This is a genomic window from Mesotoga prima MesG1.Ag.4.2, assembly GCF_000147715.2.
Lineage (GTDB): Bacteria > Thermotogota > Thermotogae > Petrotogales > Kosmotogaceae > Mesotoga > Mesotoga prima.
Genome location: NC_017934.1, coordinates 920288 through 942351, shown reverse-complemented (window position 1 = coordinate 942351; position 22064 = coordinate 920288). Strand labels below are relative to the sequence as shown.

General features: G+C 46.9%; 21 protein-coding genes. 18 read left to right on the top strand and 3 right to left on the bottom strand.

Annotated elements, in window-relative coordinates; genetic code table 11:
- Position 1 precedes the first annotated feature (1 nt).
- The 3 genes from THEBA_RS04570 to THEBA_RS04560 are packed head-to-tail and all read left to right on the top strand — an operon-like array spanning position 2 to position 2505.
- The gene (locus THEBA_RS04570) at positions 2 to 1048 is read left to right on the top strand and encodes a branched-chain amino acid ABC transporter permease (protein WP_014730640.1); all 1047 of its coding nucleotides are present in this window, start codon (positions 2 to 4) and stop codon (positions 1046 to 1048) included.
- Positions 1035 to 1808: an ABC transporter ATP-binding protein gene (locus THEBA_RS04565; protein WP_014730639.1), complete on the top strand. Its 774-nt coding sequence runs from the start codon at positions 1035 to 1037 to the stop codon at positions 1806 to 1808. The genes THEBA_RS04570 and THEBA_RS04565 overlap by 14 nt, the downstream gene beginning before the upstream one ends.
- Positions 1801 to 2505, top strand: a complete 705-nt coding sequence (locus THEBA_RS04560; RefSeq protein WP_014730638.1) for an ABC transporter ATP-binding protein — start codon at positions 1801 to 1803, stop codon at positions 2503 to 2505. The genes THEBA_RS04565 and THEBA_RS04560 overlap by 8 nt, the downstream gene beginning before the upstream one ends.
- A gap of 456 nt (positions 2506 to 2961) precedes the next feature.
- Here the strand turns inward: THEBA_RS04560 and THEBA_RS04555 are convergent, their stop codons facing one another.
- The 3 genes from THEBA_RS04555 to obgE are packed head-to-tail and all read right to left on the bottom strand — an operon-like array spanning position 2962 to position 5768.
- The gene (locus THEBA_RS04555; RefSeq protein ID WP_006492601.1) at positions 2962 to 3900 is read right to left on the bottom strand and encodes a tRNA dihydrouridine synthase; all 939 of its coding nucleotides are present in this window, start codon (positions 3898 to 3900) and stop codon (positions 2962 to 2964) included.
- Positions 3893 to 4465, bottom strand: a complete 573-nt coding sequence (gene nadD, locus THEBA_RS04550; RefSeq protein ID WP_173362783.1) for a nicotinate (nicotinamide) nucleotide adenylyltransferase — start codon at positions 4463 to 4465, stop codon at positions 3893 to 3895. Before nadD ends, THEBA_RS04555 begins: the two co-directional genes overlap by 8 nt.
- Positions 4449 to 5768 carry a GTPase ObgE gene (gene obgE, locus THEBA_RS04545; RefSeq protein WP_006492599.1) on the bottom strand — a complete coding sequence of 440 codons (1320 nt, stop codon included), beginning with the start codon at positions 5766 to 5768 and terminating at the stop codon, positions 4449 to 4451. The genes nadD and obgE overlap by 17 nt, the downstream gene beginning before the upstream one ends.
- Positions 5769 to 5834: 66 nt before the next feature.
- Between obgE and THEBA_RS04540 the strand changes: the two genes are divergently transcribed.
- The 15 genes from THEBA_RS04540 to era all read left to right on the top strand — a co-directional run bounded on the left by THEBA_RS04540 (position 5835) and on the right by era (position 22054).
- On the top strand, positions 5835 to 6074 hold the full coding sequence (locus THEBA_RS04540; protein WP_006492598.1) for a DUF370 domain-containing protein: 240 nt from the start codon (positions 5835 to 5837) through the stop codon (positions 6072 to 6074).
- Positions 6075 to 6082: 8 nt separating this feature from the next.
- A complete protein-coding gene (clpP, locus tag THEBA_RS04535; protein ID WP_006492597.1) occupies positions 6083 to 6700 on the top strand; it encodes an ATP-dependent Clp endopeptidase proteolytic subunit ClpP in 618 nt (205 codons plus the stop codon).
- Positions 6701 to 6768: 68 nt separating this feature from the next.
- The gene (mutS, locus tag THEBA_RS04530; protein ID WP_041928420.1) at positions 6769 to 9222 is read left to right on the top strand and encodes a DNA mismatch repair protein MutS; all 2454 of its coding nucleotides are present in this window, start codon (positions 6769 to 6771) and stop codon (positions 9220 to 9222) included.
- Positions 9223 to 9257: 35 nt separating this feature from the next.
- Positions 9258 to 10334, top strand: a complete 1077-nt coding sequence (locus tag THEBA_RS04525) for a M24 family metallopeptidase (protein WP_006492592.1) — start codon at positions 9258 to 9260, stop codon at positions 10332 to 10334.
- Positions 10335 to 10355: 21 nt separating this feature from the next.
- Positions 10356 to 10913 (top strand): elongation factor P, encoded by a 558-nt coding sequence (efp, locus tag THEBA_RS04520; RefSeq protein WP_014730636.1) that lies wholly within the window; start codon positions 10356 to 10358, stop codon positions 10911 to 10913.
- A gap of 19 nt (positions 10914 to 10932) precedes the next feature.
- Positions 10933 to 11397, top strand: a complete 465-nt coding sequence (locus THEBA_RS04515; RefSeq protein ID WP_014730635.1) for an Asp23/Gls24 family envelope stress response protein — start codon at positions 10933 to 10935, stop codon at positions 11395 to 11397.
- A 4-nt stretch (positions 11398 to 11401) separates the two neighbouring features.
- On the top strand, positions 11402 to 11848 hold the full coding sequence (gene nusB, locus THEBA_RS04510) for a transcription antitermination factor NusB (RefSeq protein WP_014730634.1): 447 nt from the start codon (positions 11402 to 11404) through the stop codon (positions 11846 to 11848).
- A 10-nt stretch (positions 11849 to 11858) separates the two neighbouring features.
- Positions 11859 to 13526 carry a formate--tetrahydrofolate ligase gene (locus THEBA_RS04505; RefSeq protein WP_014730633.1) on the top strand — a complete coding sequence of 556 codons (1668 nt, stop codon included), beginning with the start codon at positions 11859 to 11861 and terminating at the stop codon, positions 13524 to 13526.
- Positions 13527 to 13536: 10 nt separating this feature from the next.
- Positions 13537 to 14358 carry a bifunctional 5,10-methylenetetrahydrofolate dehydrogenase/5,10-methenyltetrahydrofolate cyclohydrolase gene (locus THEBA_RS04500; RefSeq protein ID WP_014730632.1) on the top strand — a complete coding sequence of 274 codons (822 nt, stop codon included), beginning with the start codon at positions 13537 to 13539 and terminating at the stop codon, positions 14356 to 14358.
- Positions 14359 to 14361: 3 nt separating this feature from the next.
- The gene (gene dxs / locus THEBA_RS04495; protein ID WP_014730631.1) at positions 14362 to 16242 is read left to right on the top strand and encodes a 1-deoxy-D-xylulose-5-phosphate synthase; all 1881 of its coding nucleotides are present in this window, start codon (positions 14362 to 14364) and stop codon (positions 16240 to 16242) included.
- Positions 16217 to 16564, top strand: coding sequence for an Asp23/Gls24 family envelope stress response protein (locus THEBA_RS04490; RefSeq protein ID WP_014730630.1), 348 nt, complete (start codon positions 16217 to 16219; stop codon positions 16562 to 16564). The genes dxs and THEBA_RS04490 overlap by 26 nt, the downstream gene beginning before the upstream one ends.
- Positions 16565 to 16579: 15 nt before the next feature.
- Positions 16580 to 18244, top strand: a complete 1665-nt coding sequence (locus tag THEBA_RS04485; RefSeq protein WP_014730629.1) for a DAK2 domain-containing protein — start codon at positions 16580 to 16582, stop codon at positions 18242 to 18244.
- Positions 18245 to 18266: 22 nt separating this feature from the next.
- On the top strand, positions 18267 to 19121 hold the full coding sequence (locus tag THEBA_RS04480) for a glycine--tRNA ligase subunit alpha (protein WP_014730628.1): 855 nt from the start codon (positions 18267 to 18269) through the stop codon (positions 19119 to 19121).
- On the top strand, positions 19114 to 21150 hold the full coding sequence (gene glyS, locus THEBA_RS04475; protein ID WP_014730627.1) for a glycine--tRNA ligase subunit beta: 2037 nt from the start codon (positions 19114 to 19116) through the stop codon (positions 21148 to 21150). Before THEBA_RS04480 ends, glyS begins: the two co-directional genes overlap by 8 nt.
- A gap of 7 nt (positions 21151 to 21157) precedes the next feature.
- Positions 21158 to 22054, top strand: coding sequence for a GTPase Era (era, locus tag THEBA_RS04470; protein WP_148270056.1), 897 nt, complete (start codon positions 21158 to 21160; stop codon positions 22052 to 22054).
- The last annotated feature ends 10 nt before the right edge of the window (positions 22055 to 22064 follow it).

The window sequence follows — 22064 nt, the reverse complement described above, 5'->3', positions numbered from 1 at the left end:
AATGGATCGCAAACTGAAGTTGGTCATAACCATTATTGAACTTCTTGTTTTCATCTTGTTGCTCTGGCTAGCCGAGAATTATATTGACGCATTTATCAAGAGAATTCTGAATGTTGCTGCCATCTACGTTATACTTGGAGTCAGTCTCAATCTGATAAACGGTTTCACTGGTCAGTTTTCTTTAGGTCACGCTGGTTTTATGGCGCTTGGTGCATACGCATCGGCTTTGCTGTACATGTCTCCTTCTCTCAAAGCGATGAATTTTTTTATTCAACCCATAATATGGCCACTAAGCGAAATAGAGATTCCCTTCTTCTTCGCGTTACTCATAGGGGGTACTGTTGCTGCAATTGCGGGGTTTGCTGTCGGAGCCCCTTGTCTTCGGGTAGGGGGAGACTATCTCGCTATAGTAACTTACGGATTCGCGGAGATAATTCGCGTGATACTCAACAACCTTCAAAGTATCACCAATGGGCCTCTTGGATTGAAAGGACTTCCCACATATACAAACCTCTACTGGAGCTGGGGCTGGGCATTGTTCACCGTCTTCTTCATAAAGAAACTAGTAGACAGCAGCTATGGACGTGCGTTGAAGTCAATAAGAGAGGACGAAGTTGCGGCTGAAGCTATGGGAGTCAATCTTTTCAAACACAAAACCCTGGCATTTGTAATAGGAGCCTTCTTCGCCGGCATTGGTGGTGGCCTGCTTGGTAGTCTACTCATGACAATCGATCCGAATTCATTCAACATCGCTTTAACCTTTCAAATTGTCATGATTGTCCTTCTTGGAGGACTCGGAAGCATAACTGGAAGTGTCGTTATGGGCATTTCGGTTGCCTTCTTGATGGAACTGCTCAGGTTCGTGGAATCGCCTATGACGATCTTTGGTTTCACTATACCCGGTATCCCCGGCATGAGGATGCTAATCTTTGCGCTTATCCTCGTTATTACAGTGATCTTCTTCAGGAGAGGCCTTTTTGGTCACAAAGAGTTCTCATGGACATGGATTTTCAGATCTAAGGGGAGGAATGCAAATGAGTCTGCTTAAACTTGAGCAAGTAACTAAGAGATTCGGCGGACTTACTGCAGTTTCGGATTTCAATCTTGATCTTCAAGAAGGAGAGCTGGTAGGACTCATAGGGCCTAATGGAGCAGGAAAAACAACTGTGTTCAATCTTATTACGAATACGTATTATCTAAGCGAAGGAAAAATCCTTTTTGAAGGCAAAGACATAACGGGTTTGAAGACAGACAGAATCGCCGCAGCGGGTATTGTAAGAACATTTCAAAACATACGGCTTTTCGGAGAGCTAACAGTCTTGGAAAATGTTCTTACGGCTTGCCACTTGCGACTGAGATCCTCGGTTTTCTCCGCGGTCTTCGGATTCCCGGGATATATGAGAGAAGAACTGGCAATGCGCGAAAAGGCTAGATCCTTGCTTAAGACACTTGGTCTGGAGAAGTATGAGAGAGATCAGGCTGGATCGCTTCCTTACGGGCTGCAGAGAAAACTCGAGATTGCAAGAGCTCTGGCAACTCAACCAAAAGTGTTGTTGCTGGACGAGCCTGCTGCAGGGATGAACCCAGAAGAGACACTTGCTCTGGGGGCACTGATCCTTAAAATTAGGAAGGAGTTTCAGCTGACGATACTGCTGATTGAACACGACATGAGTTTGGTTATGACGATATGCGAGCGCATCATTGTTCTAGATCACGGTGTTACAATTGCAGAGGGTCTTCCAGAGGAGATTCAGAACAATCCCGATGTAATAACTGCCTACCTTGGAACGGGTGATTTGTATGCTTAAGGTGGAAAAATTGAATGTCTTTTATGGTGGTATACATGCTCTGAAGGGAATCTCCTTCAACGTTGAAGAAGGAAAGATAGTTGCACTTATTGGAGCAAATGGAGCCGGAAAATCGACAACTCTTAGAAGCGTATGTGGTCTTAAAAAAGTGAAGGATGGAGAGATACTTTTCAAATCGAAGAACATCACAAACAAGTCAACAAATGATATCGTGAAAGCCGGGATGACTCTGGTTCCTGAGGGAAGAAGGATCTTTCCTAACCTTACAGTAACTGAAAATCTTATGCTAGGGGCATTCCTGAGAAGAGACTCAGAAGAAATCGAGAAGGATCTTGACTGGGTTAATACCCTGTTTCCAAGATTGAGAGAGAGAAAAGACCAAAAGGGCGGAACTCTCTCAGGTGGAGAGCAGCAGATGCTTGCAATAGGCAGAGCACTAATGTCTAGACCTGATCTTCTTATGCTCGACGAACCATCATTAGGACTTGCTCCAGTAATTGTGGGTGAAGTGTTCAGGGTTATACGAAAGGTTCATGAGGAGGGTAAGACGATTCTATTGATAGAGCAGAATGCTCTCGCTGCGTTGAAACTGGCCGACTATGCTTATGTACTTGAAACAGGGCGAATAGTTCTTCAGGGAAAAGGAGAAGACTTGCTTAGCGACGACCTGGTGAAAAAATCGTACCTTGGAGGATAGTTTTTAGATATGAACCATATGCTGCTTTCGCAGCCTGATCTATAGGATGATCCAAGAAACCACCGGGTGATAACAATGGTGAAATTTCAAATCCATAAGTATTCTTGGAACACCGGTCATTCGAATAACTTTTCTCTAGGAAACCATCATAAAGTATAAAACGACATGGTAACCCCCAAGCAGCCCTTTATATCGATGTGCTTCCTCGATGACTTTTCACAACCAAGGTTCCCGCTGACTGCGATACATAGCGGTCGCCTGAATTTGGCCTTTTCAAGCAAGTGGCTATGCATGAGATGGTAAGTAAGTGCCCTTGGTTACTTCTTCTGAAGATAAGCCTGAAATATCTAGGACATGTAGCTCTATCCATCTCTTTGACTAAGTTGCGGGGAGAGCAAAAGAGTATAGAGGGCTCAGAAATGTAGTTCGTATTCGCGCTTCTTCAGCAAGGGTTCGTTATACCGAAGTCTTGTAATCTGGAATGAGATCTTCGAATAGCTTCTTTACTTCGCAAAAAGAGTTACACTTCATGTATTCGGTTCTAAGACTCGCGGCATGCCTGATGTTTCTCGTGTAACCCGCAAAAGATTTCCGGAGATCTCTAACTGCCTGGTCTTCACCCACCGCCTCGGAAAGTCTTCTGAAGTGTCTAAGAAAGAGAGCAAGTCTTTCGTGAGGAGCAAGCTCCTCATATGAACCAAACTTGATGAGGTCTTTCGCCTGTTTGAAGATCCAGGGGCTACCAATCGCCCCTCTGGCAACTAGTACACCATCGATGAAATAGTTTTCCAAAGCGTAAGCAATTGCCTCAGGATTAAACATATCACCCGATCCAAAAGATAGTATGCCTTCTGAATGAAGCAGTTTCGTTATTCTTTCAATTTCATCCCAGTTAGCTTTTCCAGAGTACCCCTGTAAAACTGTTCTGCCATGAACAAAAACCGCATCAGGTTTAGCTTCAATAATCTGATAGATTATCTTTTCAGTATCAGTAGCGTCATTTCCTAATCTTATCTTCACAGAAACCGGCACATCTATGCTGTTCTTTAGAGCGGTGATCATTTCCGCAATTTTCTCGGGCGTTCTTAATAGGGCGCTTCCGGCGCCTTTTCGTGTAACCTTCTTTACCGGGCACCCTGCGTTTATATCTATCCAGGTTGCGACTTCCGAAAGCCTCATCGCTGCCTTAGCCATTCTAGAAGCGCTCGAGCCGAATAGTTGAATTCGCGTTGGAGTTACCGGAACGATCTCCTCTGTTCTTCCCGACGCCCTAAGCACACCTTCTACACTAATCATCTCGCTGAAGACAAAATCCGCTCCCCATTCAGCTGAAAGCTCTCTCATAACGGCATCAGTGTAACCGGCCATGGGAGAAAGCCCAATCTGTTTATCCATAGAAGTCCTCTACCTCGTCAAGTATTGAATCGGGAACCATTCCCCTAACAGACTTACCTTCTGAAAGTCTTCTCCTGATTTCAGTGGATGATATTTCAAAACGCGGAGCATCTAACCAAACTATTTCTGCTTTCAAAGCAGTTTCTACCTCTATCGAATTTCTGGGGTAAACAGCGATCGTTGCTTCGCGAAGTAGTGATTCGTATTCATACCAGCTGTCAAGCGAAGCAAGGCTATCCTCGCCAATAACTAGAAAGGGTTTGCAGTTGTGAACTCTAGAGAAATGCCTAACTGTGAAAAGAGAATACGAGACCCCGCCTCGATCTCTTTCGTAGTCCGAAACGTGGGCGCATTCAACACCTTCAAACGCTATTTCAAGCCACTTCATTCTCTTTTCGTAAGGGGCAATCGTTGAAGATACCTTATGAGGAGGTATGTAAGCAGGAGTTACATACAGCCTTTCAAGCTCCAGCTGTTCTATGGCTAGTATTGCAACAATGATGTGTCCATTGTGCACTGGATCGAAAGAACCCCCAAAGATCCCAATCCTATTCCCTGAACACATACTCTCTATCATCTATTACGACAGTATCTCCTTCCATGATTCCTGCGTCTCTAAGTTTTGAAGACAATCCTCCTTTTTCCAATTTATCCATGATAAAACGATCCCTATACTTGAACGCCCTGATCTTTCTCACGTAGAAATCGACTGCCGGCCCCAGAACCACATACCTTCCAGAAGAGTCCTTCTCCACTCTGAAATCCTCGGGGTAGGGTGCCGTGAGGACGACTGGCTCGACCTGCGGTAGAGGGGTATCTTCATCCCCTTTCATTGACGATAGGTATGAACTGTCTCCTTCAATCGTTCTCCATATCACTTCTTTCAAAGCCTGAGTACCCTCATGAGTAGCGGCAGAAACAGGAATTATTTCTTTGCCGGTGCTTTCTTTGAATAGTTGAAGCCTCTTCTGCCTCTCTGCTTGTGTAATGAGATCGCATTTGTTTGCAACTACAATCTCAGGCTTATCAGCAAGCTCCCTCTTATAGAATTCGAGCTCGTAACGGATATCTATGTAATCCTGAATGAAGTCTCTTTCTTCACTCTCTGAGATATCCAGAAGATGAACGATTGTTTTGCACCTTTCGATGTGCCTAAGGAATGTATGCCCAAGTCCAATGCCCTCGTGAGCTCCTTTAATTAACCCGGGAACATCCGCCACAATATATCCCTGCGAGTCGCTCACCATTACAACACCAAGATTAGGGGAAAGCGTAGTGAAATGATAATTGGCAATTTTAGGTCTTGCATTGGAAATCGTGGAGATGAGAGTCGACTTGCCCACGTTTGGAAATCCAACAAGCGCGACATCGGCAAGAATTTTAAGTTCCAAATTGACGAAGAGCTCCTCTCCGGGCTCGCCATTTTCAGCAGCTTTAGGGGCCTGATTTGTCGAAGAGACAAATCTTGCATTTCCCCTACCGCCTTTTCCTCCTCTAGCTATCACGATCGTCTGCCCAGGGTTGCAAAGATCTGCTATGATCTCTCCAGAATCAGCATTATACGCAATAGTCCCTACCGGTACTCTAATAACCAGATCTTTCCCCTTCTTCCCGGCCATATTTGAACCCTGACCACTCTCACCACTCTGTGCGAGGAATCTCTTCTTGTGCTTGAAGCCGTAAAGTGTGTTTATTGAATTGCTTGCTCTCAAGAAGACATGGCCACCTCTTCCTCCGTCTCCACCGTCGGGACCACCATAGGGAATGTATTTCTCTCTCCTAAAGGAGACAGATCCGTTACCGCCATCTCCCGCTTTAACATAAATCCGCCCCGTATCAACGAGGCTTTCCTGATCGTTAGCTAGCATTGGGACACCTCCGCCGTATCTCCATTATGTTATAATAACATTGATATTGGAAGGGGGAAAGTAGAAGTGGATCGTGTTGTGAACGTCGGTTTCGAGTCTTTTGTGGTAAAGGATAGGATTCTTGCTGTGCTCCCTGTAGAAAGCTCGGCCGTTCGAAGGCTCAAACAGCTAGGTATGGAAACTGGAAAGATAGTTAACCTAACCTTTGGTAAGAGAACAAAGGCCATACTGATAACAAACAGTGGTCATGTCATCTTCTCCTTTCTTCCACCAAAGAGAATTATAGAAAAACTCTTCAGAAATTAGGAGGCATTATGGGCATAAACATGGCGCCTTTCGTCCCTTACGTAGTTGAAGACAGGGGCAGGGGAGAGAGGATTTTTGATATCTACACAAAACTGCTTTCTGAAAGAATAGTCTTTCTTGGCTGGCCGATTGATGATGAAGTATCCAATATTGTAGTTGCTCAGCTGCTCTTCCTGGAATCCCAGGACCCTGAGAAGGATATCAATCTCTACATAAACAGCCCCGGTGGTTCTATTACTTCTGGGCTGGCAATTTATGATACGATGCAGTATATTAAACCTGATATTTCGACAATCTGTATCGGGATGGCTGCCTCTATGGGTGCGATCCTTCTGGCCGGTGGAACGAAAGGGAAGAGGTTTGCACTGCCAAATTCAAGGGTGATGATTCATCAGCCCTTTGGCGGTGCCGAAGGTGTAGCAAAAGACATCGAGATAAGAGCAAGGGAGATTCTTTATCTCCGAGACGAACTCAATAAGATTCTTGCCAAGCATACGGGGCAGTCAATCAAGAAAATCGAAAAAGATGCCGACAGAGATTTCTTCATGAGTTCGACAGAAGCAGTAGAATACGGAATGATAGATAAGGTAATTGAGCAGAAGGCAAAAGTAAAGACGAAAGAATAAGAGAGAAAACAACCGGCCGGCGCTGAGCGCCGGCTTTTGATGTGTCCGGAGTGAACGAAGTGGCGGAAATGACACCGATGATGAAGCAATATCTGGAAGTCAAGAACAACTACAAAGACTGTCTCGTTCTTTTCAGACTTGGAGACTTCTACGAGACGTTCCTAGACGATGCAAAACTTGTTTCAAACGAACTGCAGATTGTTCTTACTTCGAGAAATGGCGTGCCCATGGCGGGAGTGCCTTACCATTCAATCAATGGCTATTTGAAAAAGCTCGTAGATGCTGGCCATAAAGTTGCCATCTGTGAACAAACAGAGGATCCAGCCCTTGCAAAAGGACTCGTTAAGAGAGAAGTGACGAGAGTAGTTACGCCGGGAACGATAGTCGAAGATGAACTGCTGCCCGAAGCCGAAAACAACTACATAATCGCTATTGGCAAGTCTGGAGAGTTTTTCATAATCGTATTGGCCGACGTATCGACAGGTGAAGTCATAATTTCCGAAGCAGAGGACCTAATTTCGCTCAAGGACTTTATTGTGGCGAGCCAACCTTCTCAGGTTCTCTTAAGAGAAAGCTTGAAAGATCTGAAGAAGGAAATCGCCGGCGTTACATCATCAATGGTTGAACTTATTGAGGATTGGCATTTTGCGTTATCTTCAGGCATTAACTATGTCAAGGAGTTTTATTCGATTGCCTCTATCGACCATCTCGAACTTGATGATAAGCAAGTTGAGGTTCTAGGTGCTTTGTTTAAGTACCTTGAAACGATAAATTTCTCTCCCTTGAAGCATCTTTCACTCCCAAGAATTCTCAAAAAAACGGATTCGATGCAGCTAGACGCTTCTACTGTTGAAAATCTCAACCTCTTTCGTCTCGAGAGAAAGGGTTCTCTTTTCGAAATACTTGATGAAACGACCACAGGGATGGGAAAAAGACGGCTGAGGCAGTGGCTGCTTTCGCCCTTGACTGACAGGCATAAAATCGATGAAAGGCTAGACGTAGTTCATGCCCTTTATTCCGATCGTCACCTTCTCGATGAGCTGAGAGAATACTTCCATAGTGTTTATGACATCGAAAGGATAACAAGTCGCCTCTCGACGGATAGAATAACACCGAGAGACCTTCAATCTCTCAGAACCTCTCTTACTGTTCTGCCATACATAAAAGAGTTGATTTCTAACGAAACAGCATTTGATAGATTACGCGAAAGATTGGAGCTTTTTCCCAGTGAGCTGGAATTGCTGCGGCGCAGTATTGTTGATGAACCCTCTTCCTCCATAGGAGATGGAAATGTTATCCGAAAGGGGTTCGACGCCCAGCTGGACTCTCTCCGTGATCTTCTCGATAACTCCGTTGAAAAGATTAGGGCAATTGAAACTAGCGAAAAGAAATCTACAGGAATCCCTTCGTTGAAGGTGAAATTCAACAAGGTTTTCGGATACTTTCTCGAAGTTCCAAAAAGCCAGTCCGGAAAGGTCCCTGAAAGCTACACCAGAAAGCAAACGTTGGTCAATTCAGAGAGATACATAACTCCGGAGCTCAAGGAATTCGAAGACAAAATACTAAGTGCAAACGAGAAAATACAATCTCTTGAGAAAGCACTTTTTCTTTGTGTCTGCTCGCAGCTTATGAATTCGTTGCAAAGGCTCAAAGATGCAGCTATAGTTCTGTCTGAGATCGATGCACTGCAATCACTATCCCTTGTTGCCAGAAAATACAATTACTGCCGGCCGCGCTTTTCCGTTGACGGAAGTGCAAGGATTTCGAATTCTAGACATCCCATAGTTGAGAGGTTTGTGCCTGATTTCACTCCGAATGATATATCAATGGATAGCTCCGAGAACTTCTTCATCGTAACTGGGCCAAATATGAGCGGTAAGTCCACTTTCATTAGACAAGTAGCCTTGCTTTCAATAATGGCTCAAATGGGTTCATTCATACCGGCAAAAGATGCGATGCTACCGATTTACGACAGGGTCTTCACCAGAATTGGCGCCAGAGACGAACTTGCCAGCGGCAAATCAACTTTTCTTGTTGAAATGATGGAGACAGCAACAATTCTATCTAAGGCCACTGAAGATAGCCTAGTAATCCTGGATGAAGTTGGTAGAGGCACAAGCACGTTTGATGGGATTTCAATCGCATGGGCAGTTTCAGAATTCATATATGAAGCGATTGGTTGCCACACGATATTTGCAACTCATTTCACAGAACTGACTGAACTCTCTAGCATGTATCCTGGTATAAAGAACAAGACAGCTCGCATAGTTGAGACGGAAAAGGGAATTATCTTTCTCCATAAGGTGATCAACGGTGTAGCGAATAGTTCTCATGGAATAGAAGTGGCGAAGCTGGCCGGTGTTCCCGAGACCGTCCTTTCGAGAGCTAAAGAGATTCTAAGGGTAATTTCCAAACAATCGGCATTGGACAAAGCAGTGCGAGTGCTAACCGCCGAAGACCTCAGGGAAATCAGACAATCGAAGAAAGGGAAAATGAACAGGAACCAAATCAGTTTGTTTTAGGGTACACAAAGAATTTGGCAATCCGGAGGTTGATCATGTCGAGAATTGAGCAATTTCGTGAAAAGCTTAAGGAGAGAAATCTTGATGGTTTTGTGCTGTACAACATGGAGTCTAGCAACCGTTCCAGTTCATGGTATCTATCTGGCTTTTCGGGCTCCTTTTCAGTTCTGATCATAACACCTAAGAGTGAGTACATAGTGACCGACTCCAGGTATTTCACTCAAGTTGAAATGGAATCAAAGTTCAAGCTTATTCCTTACAAAAACGGAGACGAGCTTAAGGATATAATTAAGGCCGCTTTACTCGACGATGGAGCCAATCACGTCGGATTCGAGGAAGAGACTATTAGTTTTGGCCTATACAAAAGGGTTTTCTCTCACCTTGGAGTGGAGTTGGAACCCGCAGACTCTATTCTCAAAGATATGAGAATGGTTAAAACTGCCGATGAAGTAGAGAAGATAAAAGCCGCTGTCAAAGTCGCAGAAGATGCACTAACTGAAACTCTCAACTTCATTCGTCCGGGAAGGACGGAAGAAGAGATTTGTGCCACCCTCGAATATGAAATCAGAAAACGCGGAGGTTATCTGGCCTTTGAAACTATTGTAGGTAGCGGTCCGAGAAGCGCCATAGTGCATGGGCGACCTTCCAAGAGAAAACTTCAAACGGGAGAGTTTCTCTTGATTGACTACGGTGCAAGGGTAGACGGTTACAACTCAGACATAACAAGAACCTACAGTATAGGCAATGCGACGGATGAAATGATAAAGGTTTACGAGACAGTCCTTAAGGCTCAAACAGAAGCCAAAAGAGCCGCTAAGGCAGGCGTAATTGGCAGTTACCTGCATGAGTTAGCGGCAAGTATAATTGAAGAGGCTGGTTACGGAGATTACTTTGGACACGGTCTTGGGCACAGCCTGGGAATGGACACTCACGATGGTCAAGGTCTGTCTCCAAAGAACTCTGCTCCTATTCCTGCCGGAGCAGTCATAACAGTTGAGCCGGGTATCTATCTTCCCGGAAAATTTGGGGTTAGAATAGAAGACGATTGTTATTTTCGTGAAAATGGAATTGATGTTTTGACTAATCTAGATAGAGAGTTGAAGATTCTTTAGCGATCCGGAGGTGGCTTCTAGATGATAGAAGTTGGAAAGATTAGAAAGGGAATGCCCCTAATAATTGAAGAAGAGATCTACATTGTAACAGAAGCTAACAAACATTCAATGGGAAGAGGGGACGGTATAATAAGGACCAGGATGAAAAATCTGAAAACTGGTCTTGTTAGGCAGTTCACGTTTCAAGCAAGCGAAAAAGTTGAAGAAGCTGCGCTTTCATTCAGACATGTTCAGTATCTTTACTCGGAGGATGAGCTCTTTCATTTCATGGACCTTGAGACCTACGAGCAGTATACAATTGGTGTAGATGAGATGGGAGATGCTCTGGACTACATCAAGGAAAACGAGGAAGTGGACCTTCAGTTCCATGAAGATAGACCTATAGGCGTTATACTTCCAAACACTGTCGTCCTCAAAGTAACGGATACCGCACCTGCCTATAAAGGTGATACAGTTTCGGGAAGCGGCAAGCCTGCCGTTCTTGAAACAGGTTTGAAGGTAACGGTTCCATTCTTCGTAGAGAATGGAGAGCGGATTCGTGTGGACACAAGAACAGGCGAATATATCGAGAGAGCATAGGGAGAAAGGAGGGAGAATTATGGATTTTGAAGAGACTGATCTCGGCAGAATCGAGATCTCGGAGGCTGTAATCCGGGATATCGCTATTCACTCCTACATAGAATTCTTGAAATTCGATCCTAAGGAAGCAAAAGCGCGTAAAGAGGCCAAGTCGACCGTAGATATCGATCTCGATGAGAAGGTCGATGGAACCAAGACAGTGAAGATAACCGTGAATACGAAGATTAAGTACGGCGTCTCGATACCCTCTCATGCCAGGAAGATGCAGGAGAAATTGAAGAACGACGTGGAGAGCTTCAGCGGGATAAAGGTTGAAGACGTTTCCATAACGATTGAAGACGTGTATGAAGAGGCTCAGAAACCTGCAATGTTTGAAGAGGAAGAGGAGTTTGAGAACTCCGAAGTGAAGCCCGAGCTTCAAGAAAGTAAGTCCGAGGAAACGGTCGAAGAGACCGAAGACGAAGACAGAGAGAAAGAGGTTTGAAGAGGTGAAGGCAGGTCCAAACAATAGCAGACGAAAGATGAGAGAAATTGTTTTCAGCGCGATCTATCAATTCGACTTCAATGAAGATATGGAGTCTTCATCGGATTATCTCGAACAGGAGCTCAGCTTCTTTTCGATGGAGATGGAGATGAAATTGAGAACACGAAAGTATTTCGACACTATTTTGAAGAATCGCAATGAGATAGACGAAATAATAAGAAAACACCTCACCAACTGGACTTTCGAGAGACTTGCCTCAACCGACAAGAACGTCCTGAGGCTTGGAGCATACGAGATAATCTATGAGCCGGACATACCGATCGAAGTTACACTGAACGAATCAATAGACATCGCAAAGAAGTATGGTTCGGAACAGGGCGGCAAATTCGTAAATGGCGTTCTCGACAAAATCGCTCGAGAGTGCGCATCAACAGAGAAAAAGCATCTATAGGAGGTTTTTCATGCTGACTGATCTGGAGATAGCACAGAAGGCAGAATTGAAAGAAATAGACGAAATCGCCTCATCCGTCTCTATCCCTGACAAACATATTAGAAGATATGGAAAGCACATTGCAAAGATCTCACACCAGTATCTTAATGAGCTGCAGGACAAACCAGACGGAAAACTGGTTCTTGTGACAGCTATAAGCCCCACAAGCGCCGGCGAAGGGAAGACGACCACTTCTGTCGGTCTGGCGATGGCCCTGAACAAGATAGGGAAGAAATCCTTTGTTACTCTTAGGGAGCCGTCTGTCGGCCCGATCATGGGAATCAAGGGGGGGGCCGCCGGCGGCGGTTATTCTCAAGTGCTTCCGATGGAAGAGATTAACCTTCACTTTACTGGCGATTTTCACGCGATCTCGCTGGCACACAATCTTCTTTCTGCAGTTATCGATGCGCACATTAATTTCGACAACGAACTGAGAATCGATCCGGCGCAGTTATACTGGCCGAGAACCATGGATATGAATGACAGGGCTCTCAGACAGATAATCGTAGGCCTTGGAGGGTCGGCGAACGGTTATCCGAGGGAGGACTCCTTCGTAATAACTGCCGCCTCCGAAATTATGGCGATCATCTGTCTTTCGAAGAACCTTGTCGATCTAAAGGAACGGCTGGCCAGAATAATCGTTGGTAGAAGCTACGATGGCGACTTCATTACCGTCAAGGATTTGAACGTTCAGGGGGCGATGGCCACGCTTCTGAAAGATGTTCTCGACCCGAATCTAGTCCAGACTATTGAAGGAACTCCTGCCTTTGTTCATGGAGGACCTTTTGCGAACATAGCACATGGAACAAACACCCTGACTGCGACAAAAATGGCTCTGAAGCTTTCCGATTATGTGATAACCGAGGCGGGCTTCGGGGCAGACCTGGGAGCAGAGAAATTCCTCGACTTCGTCTGCCCTGTCGGAGGCTTGAACCCAAGCGCAGTTGTTCTGGTCGCCTCGATCAGAGCCCTGAAGCTGAACGGGGGAGCTTCAAAGAAGGATATTCTGGAAGAAGATTTGTCGGCACTTGAAAAGGGCTTTGAAAACTTGAAGGTTCACTTCGAAAACATTCACAAGTACGGTATTCCAGTAATAGTTGCCCTTAATGAATTCCCGACAGACACTGAGAAGGAAAGAGAGAAATTCGACGGCCTCTGCAAGTCCAACTCGATACCTTACGAGCGGTCGAGTGTTTGGGCCGAAGGCGGCGCCGGGGGAGTAGACCTCGCCAGGAAGCTTGTCGAGCTTGTCGACGGTCCGAGCGATTACAAACCATTGATTCCGATGGATCTCTCCTTCGAGGAAAAGCTGGACAAGCTGGCGAAAGAGATATATAGAGCCGGTAGAGTCGATCTTGAGCCGGCGGCAAAGAGCAAGTTAAGGCTCTTCAAGAAGCAGGGAGTCGATCGTCTACCGATAATCGTTGCCAAGACTCAGTATTCCATCTCCGACGACGACAAGAAACTGGGGGCTCCGCAGGGTTACACTTTCAAGGTGAGAGATCTAAATCTCTCTGCCGGCGCCGGGTTTATAGTTGTTGTCGCCGGAAAGATAATGCTGATGCCGGGACTGGGCAGGGATCCCAACGCCAAGCAGATAGATGTGGACGCGGACGGAAAGATTAGCGGGCTCTTTTGAGGTGGTGTATATGATACTTGATGGAAAGATCGTTTCAAAGAGCATATATGATGAAATAAAGGAGAAGATCGGCAATAGAACTGGAGAGCTTCCTTCACTAGTTCTCTTCTGCGACGAACCGGACCCGTCCAACAAGACCTATATGAAATCGATAAGGAAGCAGGGGGAGAAACTCGGCATTGAAGTGATAGTGAGAGATAGCGGCAGCAATCCCGTCGAGGAGATCTCTGAACTGAACAAAGACAAGAGCGTTGCGGGAATAATGGTGATGCATCCGCTGAAGAACGCCAACGAAAAGGCCGTGCTGGCTGCGCTCGATCCCGGAAAGGATCTTGAGGGCCGAACCGTATCGAATCTCGGCGGAATAATCAACGATGAGGAGTTCTTCGCTCCCCCTACTGCCGAAGCCGTCATGGAGATTCTTGACTATTACGGGATCGAAGTGAAGGGGAGAGACATAACCATTGTCGGCAGATCAAATACTGTCGGGAAGCCTCTCGCACTGCTCTTACTGAAGAAAGGTGTGGACGGAACCGTGACAGTCTGCCACTCGAGGAGCAGAGACATCTCCGAGAAGACATTCAACGCCGATATAGTAGTCAGTGCCGTTGGGATTGCCAAGTTTATCGAGCGCGAGATGATCAGGCCCGGCGCAGTTGTGATAGATGTTGGAATTAACTTTGTGGATGGGAAGCTCGTGGGCGATGTAGACTTTGACGAGGTAAGCCAGATAGCGGCTGCGATTACTCCCGTACCCGGGGGAGTCGGCAGTGTGACTACGGCGCTCCTTTTCAGACACTATTATAGATCTATCGAAAGAATGGAGTCGTAATTGATGAACGAACAGCCACTCTTCAGACGATTAAAAGACTACTCTTATACCCAGCTGGAGGTTCTGGCCGGTGAGATAAGAGATACCATAACGAGAGTCGTGTCCTCGAACACGGGCCATCTCGCTTCGAACCTGGGGACCGTCGAGCTGACGATAGCTCTCTACCGGGTATTCGACCCCGACGAAGACATAATCATCTGGGATACCGGGCATCAGGCTTACACTCACAAACTGCTCACAGGTCGGTTTGGTTCCTTCGGATCTCTCAGGAAGAAGGGCGGGATCAGCGGCTTCCTGAACAGAAAGGAGAGCCCTTACGACTTCTTTGGGGCCGGACACGTTGGAACGGCACTTCCTGCCGCAATGGGCATAGAGCAGGCAGAAAACATATTCCGCAACGCAAAGAATATAGTGGTCGTAGCAGGTGACGGAGCCCTGACTTCGGGTCTGGCTCTTGAAGCTCTTAATCAGATGAAGGACATCGGCTCCAAGATAAAAGTGGTAGTAAACGACAACGGTATGAGCATCGGAAAAAACGTGGGAAGCCTCTCTTCTTCTCTTGCCGAACTAAGGCTGAACCCCGTCTACAGAGAAATGAAAGGCGACTTGAAAAACGCCCTTGAGACGATGAGGCTCGGAAGCCTCGAGCAGTTCCTTTCGAAGATAAAGAGCGGATTGAAAGCCTCGATTCTCGGCGGCAATATTTTCGAAGACATGGGGTTGAACTACGTGGGTCCTGTGAAGGGCCACGATTTTCAGGAGCTGGAGGCCGTTTTTTCGGCCGTAAAGCAGTTGCCGGAACCTTTCTTTGTCCATATAGTCACTAAGAAGGGGAAGGGCCTCGAATACGCCGAAAGCAATCCCACTAGATTTCACAGCGTAAGCAGAATCGACCCTGAAAACGGCGAGAAGATCTCCCGAAACGGGGAACTTACTTACAGTGAAGTCTTCGGAAATGTTCTGACGGAACTGGCAAAGAAAGACCCATCAATTTCCGCTATTACGGCAGCGATGCCCGACGGAACGGGCCTGGCAGGGTTTGCCGCGAAACATACCGCAAGGTTCTTCGATCTTGGAATAACCGAGCAGCTCTGCACTACCTTTGCGTCCGGAATGGCTGCGGCCGGAACGAAACCCGTCTTCGCTGTGTACTCGACCTTCCTGCAGAGAGCGCTGGATCAGCTGATCCACGACGTTGCCCTCCAGGATCTTCCGGTTCTCTTCGCGATAGACAGGGCAGGCATAGTAGGTCAGGACGGCGCGACCCACAATGGAATCTTCGACATATCGTTCCTTTCGATGATTCCAAATATGCAGATTCTCGCTCCTTCGAGCCTGAAGGAACTGGCGAATATGATCTTCACTCTCTTCACCGAGAAGTGGATGGACCATCCCACTGCGATAAGATATCCGAGAGAGACGGAGCTCCAGAACATCGACGATATTGTCTCGAACTTGAGGAAGATGGACCCGTTCAAGTGGGAAAAGGTGATCGACGGAAAGGAAACTGCCATCCTTGCAACGGGATCGATGGTTTCCAGAAGCAGGGAGGCCGCTCTCTTGAACGGATGCGCTCTTTTTAACTGCCGATCAATAAAGCCGCTCGACAAAGCGGCTCTGGGAAAGATCTTCGCCGATTACGACCTGATAGTGACGGTTGAAGAGGGAATAATGAGCGGAGGCTTCGGCTCCAATGTGGCGCTTGAGGCTTCAAGGCAGAACTACAATGGTAGAATCGATATTATTGCAATTGAGGACCGTTTTTCTTCTCACGGCACGAGGGAAGAGGTATTGAATGAGCTGGGGTTGGATGCCAGGGGAATAGAGAATAGAATCTCTAAACTGAGAGGTGAAAAGAATGCAAGTAACTACAGAATTCGGTAAGATCGATATTTCTCTTCAGGCGATATCTTCGATAGTCAAAAAGGTTGTGTCTGAGTCTTACGGGCCGGTGAACGTCGGATCGCCCCAAACGGGCTTTCTGACAAAGCTTTTCGGCACGGGAGAGGATTCTAGAAAGGGAATAAAAGTAACCGAGGAGATCGACGGCACGCTTGAGATTGATATCGATCTGATTCTCGAGTACGGCGTTAGAATCCCCACCGTCGTTGAGAACATCCAGGAAAACGTATTTCACAAGTTGAAGGAGCTTACTGAAGCGACCAATATCAAGGTGAATATTCACGTTGTCGGCTTGCAGGATTGATGGGAGGCTAAGCAGATGAAACGTATCAACGGCAAGTTTTTTGTCGCAGCCTTCCGGAAAGCCGCTGAACGACTTCTTGCAAATAAAGATGAGATCAACGCGCTTAATGTCTTTCCCGTTCCAGACGGAGATACTGGATCGAATATGGCGGCCGCCATGATAGAGGCGTGCGAATATCTCGACAGATTGAAGAAAGATGACTTGGTGAGCGTTCTGGAATCGGTAAAGACTGGAATGTTAATGGGCGCCAGGGGAAACTCCGGTGTAATCCTCTCTCAGATATTTAGAGGATTCGCCGAGGGGATAGGAAACAGAAAATTCGTCAACACCAAGGCCTTTACAGAGGGTCTGACAAAAGCTAGAGAAATCGCTTATAGATCCGTAATGAAACCGGTCGAGGGAACAATGTTGACCGTCATGAAGGTCTCCGCAGATACTGCCAACGAAGAATTCGGAGGCATAGAGGACTTTGACGAGTACTTCGAGAAGCTCGTAGAAGTCGCTTTCGATACGGTTGAGAAGACCCCAACCCTCTTACCGAAACTGAAAGAGGCCGGAGTGGTTGATTCCGGCGCAAAGGGTCTGGCGTACATATTTGAAGGCTTCCTGCTGGCTACTAAAGGCGATATAGAGCTTGAAGGACCGCTTCAGCAGATGCCGCAGGCGATGGGATCTTCAACGGAGCGTATAGTTGAGATCGTACGTGAAGAGCTCAAGTTCACATACTGCACCGAATTGATAGTGAAACTCGATGAGTCTGACAGCCAGGAAGAGACCTCTGAACTGCTGAAAGCATACCTGGAAGAGATGGGAGATTCTATTGTCATGGTCCATCAGGATGAGATCATAAAGATTCACGTCCACACAGACCACCCTGGAGATGTTATTGAGAAGTTCCTCGGTGTAGGATTCCTTCAGAAGGTGAAGATAGACAACATGAAGGTCCAGCATGAGCACATAGTAGATATTCAGTCGAGAGGACCTGAGATGTTCGGAAAGGAAAAGCACCACGGAGTGATCGTGGTTTCACCGGGAGACGGTCTTGCCGATGTTCTGAAGAGTCTTGGCGTAGACTACGCCGTTAAGGGCGGTCAGACGATGAATCCAAGTCTTAAAGACCTTTACGAAGCAATCAGCAGAATTGCCGCTGACAAAGTGATTGTCCTTCCCAACAACCCGAACATAATTTTGACTGCCAAAGAGGCGGCGAACGCAATTCACGACGACAATCCGGGAAAAGAAGTTTACATAATCCCTACACGCACGGTTCAGGAAGGGATAGCTGCGATGACCGTGTATAACGACGAGATGGATAGCGAGTCTCTAATAAGAGAAATGGAAGAAGCGGCTGAAGCAGTTTCTCCGATCTCGATTACATACGCCGTTCGCGATTCCAGCATGAAGGGAAAGAAGATAAGGAAAGGCGAGTATATAGCAATCGGTAGAGACGGTTTGATAACCTCGGGCAGAAAGCTCGAGAAGCTCGTTCACGACTCGATTAAGACCGTTCTTGGAAAAGATGGCGACAAAGAGGTCGTCACGATATTCTACGGATCGGAAGTGTCGGAGGAAGCCGCAGGAAAACTGCTTGAATCTCTTTCGGGAAGTTTCTCCGATTTCGAATTCGAAATTCACAGCGGCGGACAGCCCTATTATTACTACCTGATTTCCATTGAATAGACAAGAAGCTCAGGAGGGAACGATGTACTTACAAGACGTAGTAGAGAAACTCAACTCATACTGGTCTATGCAGGGGTGTATCATAGACCAGCCTTACGACCTCGAAATGGGGGCCGGAACATTCCACCCTTCAACTTTTCTCAGGTCGCTAGGAAAGAAACCCTGGAAAGTTGCCTTCATTCAGCCCAGCAGGAGACCGACCGACGGTCGATACGGCGAAAACCCAATGAGAGTTCAGAGATACTTCCAGTATCAGGTGATAATCAAACCCAACCCGGAGAACTCTCAGGAGCTGTACCTAGGTTCTCTGGAAGCTCTGGGAATAAACCCAAAGGAACATGATATTCGATTCGTGGAAGACAACTGGGAGTCTCCGACTCTGGGAGCCTGGGGTGTGGGCTGGGAAGTCTGGCTCGATGGAATGGAGGTCAGCCAGTTCACATATTTCCAGCAGGTCGGCGGAATCGATGTCGACCTGGTTTCGCTCGAGATCACCTACGGGCTCGAAAGAATTACGATGTACCTTCAGAAGAAAGCCAATATATTCGATATAGACTGGAATGAAGAGTTCAAATACGGCGATGTCTTCCTCGAGAACGAGAAGGAATTCTCCGCCTACAATTTCGACGTTGCAGACACCTCAAGGCTCTTCGAACTTTACAGATTCTACAGGGAGGAATTCGACCTGTGCATGGAGCATGGTCTAGTAAGACCTTCATACGACTACATGATCAAATGTTCTCACGCCTTCAATTTGCTCGACGCCAGAAATGCCATAAGCGTATCCCAGCGTCAAAGCTACATCAAATCGATTAGAGAGATGGCGAAGGCAGTGGCCGAAGCGTACGTAGCTAAGGAGCGCGATACAGATGAGTGATCACAAAGCTCTACTGGAAGTTGGAATAGAGGAGCTTCCCTCAAGTGAAGTTCAGGGTATAAAAACTCAGCTTAAGGAGAGAATAGAGAGATCGCTTGACAATAACCGTCTTGGCTACGGAGAGCTCGAGGTCTTCGTGGCGAGCAGGAGATTCGGAGTGCTAATTCACGGCATTGAGCTGAAGCAATCAGACTTTGTGGAGAAGAAGAAGGGTCCGTCCGAGAAAATCGCCTACAAAGAAGGTGAACCTACCAGGGCTCTGCTGGGTTTCCTCAGGGGAAGCAACGCTCAGCTTGAAGACGTCAGCGTAGAGGGCGGATACGTCTATGTGCAGAGAGAAATAATCGGGAAGATGGCGGAAGAACTGCTGCCTCAAATCTTCTCGGAATCTCTGAGGTCTCTCGAGTTCAAGAAGCCGATGCGCTGGGGGGACGGCACTTACAGATTCGCGAGGCCGGTCAAATGGATAACAGCAATGCTTGACACAGAAATCCTCGATATGGAGCTCTTCGGAAAGAGATCGTCGAATAAGTCCAGGGGACACCGTTTCTTCTTCGATGAAGTTGAAGTATCGCCTGAGAATTACTTTCAGAATATGAGAGATGCTCTGGTGATCGCTCGAGAGAGCGATAGAGAAGAAAGAACACTTTCCGAAATCAGAAGAATTGAATCGGATATTCATAGCCAGATTCCTGTTGATCAAGAACTGCTTGCCGAAGTCGTCTCTTTGACAGAATACCCAACGGCAGTTCTGGGAAACTTCATGGAGAAGTACCTCTCACTCCCGCCTGAAGTAATAATCGTAACTATAAAGCACCATCAGAGAACTTTTCCAGTGTACAAAGAAGGTAAGCTGACCAACAACTTCGTTGCCTTTCAGGACGGGCCGGCCGACCCTCTGGGAAATATCAGACTGGGGTATGAAGAGGTCATAAACGCTAGGCTCGAAGATGCCTTCTTCTACTTCGAGAAGGACAAAGAGAGACCTTTCGAGCAGTACGTGGACGGGCTCCAGGGTATCTTGTTCCAGCGAGGTCTCGGCACATTGAGGGACAAAACGGAAAGGACTACAGCGCTTTCCTCAGAGATCTCGAGGAGGCTGAAGGCCAAGAGCGATGAACTCTTCGAGGTCGAAAGAACGGCTCTTCTGGCGAAGGCCGACCAGATCACCCGAGTGGTGCAGGAATTCCCCGAGCTTCAGGGCATCATGGGAAGAATCTATGCGGAAGCATCGGGAGAGAAGTCCGGTGTCGCACTTGGCATAGAAGAGCACTACCGTGACATCCTCGTGCCCACGACGCTAACTGGAGCGGTAGTGGGGGTCTCAGACAGGATAGACACGCTTGCAGGAAACTTCGCCATAGGAAACATCCCGTCTGCATCGAAAGATCCTTACGCTCTGAGAAGAAAAGCCTCTTTCATATTCAGGACCATGCATCATCTTGGATGGAAGCTCGATCTTCTCGAGCTCCTGGAAAGGGCTTTGAACAATCTAAACAAGACTTCCGAAGAGACTCTAGATTCGTTGAAAGACTTCTTCTCCAGCAGGTATGAAGCCTTTCTTCTCGAAAGAGGTTTCTCCATGAATATTGCTCGATCGGTGAAGATGTGGTGGAGATTTCCTTATCTTGGAGTGAGAGCCGCAGAGGCTATCTCCGAATACGTGAAGAACGAGGATTTCAATGACCTTCTGATTGCTTATCAGAGGGTCCACAATATAAGCAGAGGTCATTCGGGAAACAGTTTTGACGGGTCTAAGTTCATCGAGCAGGCCGAACGCGATTTACTGAACAACTATTTGAAATGCTTCGACGATGTCATGGAAGCGCTCGAGCGTGACGATTTCGAGAAATCACTCCAGCTGCTTACATCGCTAAAGCCTCATATAGACAGATACTTCGACGATGTCTTTGTTATGGCCGAACAGGAAGATATCCGCCTCAACAGACTCGGCTTCCTCAAATCGGTAGATCAGCTCTTCTTGAAAATAGGCGACCTCTCGCTGCTTCTCGAAGAAGAGAGAGTGTGAAGTGTCAGTGAAGTCCGGGACTGTAGCGTTAGTGGGAAAGCCCAATGTGGGAAAGTCCACATTGATAAACACCATCATCGGCGAGAAGATCGCTATCGTCTCGGACAAACCGCAGACCACCAGAAACCGCATAGGCGGAATACTGACAACGAAGAAGGGGCAGATCGTCTTCTACGATACCCCCGGGATTCACAAGCCTCTTCACAGGCTAGGGCAATACATTCTCAAGGTCGCGACTTCGTCGCTCGCCGGTTCAGACCTGCTGCTGGTAATAGTCGACCCGACTGACGGGCTCCGCGAATCGGACAGGCTCGTTGCCAATCACGTCAACCAAAGCCGAATTCCCGTCTTTCTTGCCATCAACAAGGTTGATGAATACAAAAATGAAAGGCTTCTTCAGGATTTCCAGGCAAAGGCCGAAGAGCTTTTCAACGACATTCGCCGCACCTTCCTGATATCTGCCAAGAAGGGGGACGGTGTTGAAGAACTGCTGGAGACCATCTTCGATTTTCTTCCCGAGGGAAAAATGCTTTTCCCCGAAGACCTCATAACCGATCGTTCATCTAGATTTATGGCATCGGAGGTTATTCGTGAGAAGGTTCTGCAGAACACCAGACAGGAAATTCCTCACTCGGTGGGAGTCGTTGTTCAGGAGTTCAGCGACGAGGGTAATATACTGAAGATAAGGGCCGATGTAATCGTTGAGAGAAGCAGCCAGAAGCCGATAATTCTCGGCAAGGGCGGTTCAATGATCAAGATTATCGGCACTGAAGCAAGGAAGGATCTCGAGTATATATTCGATCAGAAGATCTTCCTCGATCTGTTCGTCAAAGTGCGGGAAAAGTGGAGAGATAAGGATACCTTAATACAGGAGTTCACTAATCTAAGAGACGAACTTCAATAGACCGGGGGGT

What these genes read in the sequence shown, in the direction of transcription:
- THEBA_RS04500 (WP_014730632.1), top strand. Translation starts at nt 13,537, where the DNA reads ATGATACTTGATGGAAAGATCGTTTCAAAGAGCATATATGATGAAATA.
- obgE (WP_006492599.1), bottom strand. Translation starts at nt 5,768, where the DNA reads ATGCTAGCTAACGATCAGGAAAGCCTCGTTGATACGGGGCGGATTTAT.
- mutS (WP_041928420.1), top strand. Translation starts at nt 6,769, where the DNA reads ATGACACCGATGATGAAGCAATATCTGGAAGTCAAGAACAACTACAAA.
- THEBA_RS04480 (WP_014730628.1), top strand. Translation starts at nt 18,267, where the DNA reads ATGTACTTACAAGACGTAGTAGAGAAACTCAACTCATACTGGTCTATG.
- nadD (WP_173362783.1), bottom strand. Translation starts at nt 4,465, where the DNA reads ATGTGTTCAGGGAATAGGATTGGGATCTTTGGGGGTTCTTTCGATCCA.
- THEBA_RS04570 (WP_014730640.1), top strand. Translation starts at nt 2, where the DNA reads ATGGATCGCAAACTGAAGTTGGTCATAACCATTATTGAACTTCTTGTT.
- THEBA_RS04490 (WP_014730630.1), top strand. Translation starts at nt 16,217, where the DNA reads ATGCAAGTAACTACAGAATTCGGTAAGATCGATATTTCTCTTCAGGCG.
- THEBA_RS04525 (WP_006492592.1), top strand. Translation starts at nt 9,258, where the DNA reads ATGTCGAGAATTGAGCAATTTCGTGAAAAGCTTAAGGAGAGAAATCTT.
- THEBA_RS04505 (WP_014730633.1), top strand. Translation starts at nt 11,859, where the DNA reads ATGCTGACTGATCTGGAGATAGCACAGAAGGCAGAATTGAAAGAAATA.
- THEBA_RS04565 (WP_014730639.1), top strand. Translation starts at nt 1,035, where the DNA reads ATGAGTCTGCTTAAACTTGAGCAAGTAACTAAGAGATTCGGCGGACTT.
- clpP (WP_006492597.1), top strand. Translation starts at nt 6,083, where the DNA reads ATGGGCATAAACATGGCGCCTTTCGTCCCTTACGTAGTTGAAGACAGG.
- glyS (WP_014730627.1), top strand. Translation starts at nt 19,114, where the DNA reads ATGAGTGATCACAAAGCTCTACTGGAAGTTGGAATAGAGGAGCTTCCC.
- THEBA_RS04560 (WP_014730638.1), top strand. Translation starts at nt 1,801, where the DNA reads ATGCTTAAGGTGGAAAAATTGAATGTCTTTTATGGTGGTATACATGCT.
- dxs (WP_014730631.1), top strand. Translation starts at nt 14,362, where the DNA reads ATGAACGAACAGCCACTCTTCAGACGATTAAAAGACTACTCTTATACC.
- efp (WP_014730636.1), top strand. Translation starts at nt 10,356, where the DNA reads ATGATAGAAGTTGGAAAGATTAGAAAGGGAATGCCCCTAATAATTGAA.
- THEBA_RS04555 (WP_006492601.1), bottom strand. Translation starts at nt 3,900, where the DNA reads ATGGATAAACAGATTGGGCTTTCTCCCATGGCCGGTTACACTGATGCC.
- THEBA_RS04515 (WP_014730635.1), top strand. Translation starts at nt 10,933, where the DNA reads ATGGATTTTGAAGAGACTGATCTCGGCAGAATCGAGATCTCGGAGGCT.
- THEBA_RS04485 (WP_014730629.1), top strand. Translation starts at nt 16,580, where the DNA reads ATGAAACGTATCAACGGCAAGTTTTTTGTCGCAGCCTTCCGGAAAGCC.